This is a genomic window from Deltaproteobacteria bacterium (genome assembly GCA_028818775.1).
In the GTDB taxonomy this organism is placed as follows: Bacteria; Desulfobacterota; Binatia; order UBA9968; family JAJDTQ01; genus JAJDTQ01.
In genome coordinates, this window is the sequence record JAPPNE010000171.1 from 1 (window position 1) to 2,028 (window position 2,028).

At 71.2% G+C, this 2,028-nt stretch carries 1 protein-coding gene; it reads right to left on the minus strand.

Going from position 1 to position 2,028, the window contains the following annotated elements:
- Window positions 1-136: 136 nt before the first annotated feature.
- The gene (locus OXU42_18110; GenBank protein MDE0031301.1) at window positions 137-1,924 is read right to left on the minus strand and encodes an ISAs1 family transposase; all 1,788 of its coding nucleotides are present in this window, start codon (window positions 1,922-1,924) and stop codon (window positions 137-139) included.
- Window positions 1,925-2,028 lie beyond the last annotated feature (104 nt).

Below are 2,028 nucleotides of genomic sequence, written 5' to 3' on the forward strand. Positions count from 1 at the left end.
CGGGTTGAAGGGGTGGCTGAGCGGCCCGGTCGTGCACCGGTGGGGGTTCGGCGCTCTGGAGCGGGGTTCAGCGGTGTGGTCGGGGCGGCTGGGCCGGGGTGGCCGGTCCGGGGAGGACGGGCGGGCGCGGATTCGATCAGGGTTGCAGGATGGCGTCGAGGGCCGCTTGGTGCTGGAAGGCGAAGTATCGGGTGGCGGCGGCGATGCTGTCGAAGCGGGTGCGGTGGAGGATGATCGCGAGCGCGATGTTGGTGCAGGTGGCGTTGTTGCTGGGGGCGAAGCGGGTTCTGGCGAGGCAGGCGTCTTCGGCGAAGGTGGTATCGCGGATGTGATGGTTGACTTCGACGGTCCAGTGTCCGCGGTTCCAGGCGAGCAGTTGCTGGGGGGTTGCCCGGGGGGCGGGGACCGAGGTGAAGCCGTAGACGTGCTCGGTGGTGGTGGTGGCCTCGTGCCCCTGGCGCGCGTCGGTCCGGCGGCGGGTGATGCGGAAGACCTGGGCGACATGGGGATAGTTGAGGAGGCCTGGGAGCGGGGTCAGGACGTCGATGGCGCGTTGCTCGATGCGCCCGTGGGCCTTGCGGACCGGTTCCTGGAAGTGGCGGGTCGCGTCCCGCTCCCAGTCCAGGGTGCTGAGGAGCTGGTGCGTTTCGGGGGCGTTTTTCTTGACGGTCATCAGGTAGTCGGCGGCGTGGGTGGTGACGAGCAGACGGGCGGTCTCGCGGGTGGTGTAGAGCGCGTCGATGGTGAGCAGACGCCCGGCGACGGGCACCTGTTCGAGCAGGGCTCGGACGGCCGCGGTCTCGCCGCCCTGCTCGTGGAAGCCGAGGGTCGCGAGCGGCAGTCCGGTGTCGTGCGCGACCAGGGTTGCGGTTTCGTATCGGGTGGCGGCGTGGCGGTTGGCGCCGCGAATGCGCTTGCCGTCGATGGCGATCGCCTGCCCGAGTGCCAGCCGAGGCATCGCGTAGCGGCGCAGCACCGCCTCGACCTGTTCGGGGTCGACCGAGCCGATCACGCGGTGCAGGGTGGACTTGGAGACCGGCAAGTAGCGGCCGGTCCGGGGGGACTTCCAGGCGCCGATGGCCCGCAGCTCCGCCTGACTGAGCTGCTGCGCGTAGTCGGCGGCGGCGACCGGGCCGCAGCAGTTCGCGAGTCGGGCCAGGATGTAGACGGCGAGCACCGAGGCCACGGTGTGCTTGCGTCCCTGGGCGCGCCGGAAGTCCTGGACCGCGGCCAGTTCCTCGTAGAGCGAGCGCAAGCGGGTCGGCGCCTGCGCCGTCGGACCCTTCGGTTCCCAGGCGGCGGGCAGCGGACGCGGGTCGCGCAATCGCTCGCGGGCGTCGCGTCGCAGGGGGTAGACGTAGAGCCGCTTGGGCTGCCCGTGTGGTTGCGTGTACTGGCCGTTGTGGCGCGCGTATCCGCGGGTATCGCCGAGACACTGCCAGTTCGCGGCCCGGTAGCAGGTGCCGGCAAACCGGGCCGGGTCGACGAAGGTCTCGGCGACCAGCAGGGGGTGGCCGTAGTGCGCCTCCCAGTCCGCGCTGAGCCGCTGCGTCATCCGGGCCAGCGCCCAGGAGCCGAAATCCGGGAAGACCCCGGGCGGGCTCAGGATGACGAACCGGGTGTTGTTCGCGATCAGGTGCAGCCGCCGGTAGCGCATGTCCCCCGACCAGCCGACCCAGCCGTCCCGATGGCGGCTCTTGAACGCGCCCGACTGCCAGCCGGCGAGCGCGAGCCACCGCTCGCGCCATGCGATGACGTAGCGCAGTCCCCGGCCGGCAAACCGCTGGAAGCCGAGGTAGTGGTGGCGGTCGACCTGCTCGTCCCACCGGCTCCGCTCGTCGGGACGCGCCAAGCGGACGGTGACCTCGCAGAGCGAGAACCCCTCCGGCCGGACCGCGAGAATCTCGGGGTGCGTCGCTGCCATGCCGCCAGTTTGACGCACGGCGCGCGAAATAGCCAGCGGCCGCAGGAACGCCCCGGCGTTAACGGGACGTGTCCTCACAGCCTCTCTAGCGTGGGATGGCCCTG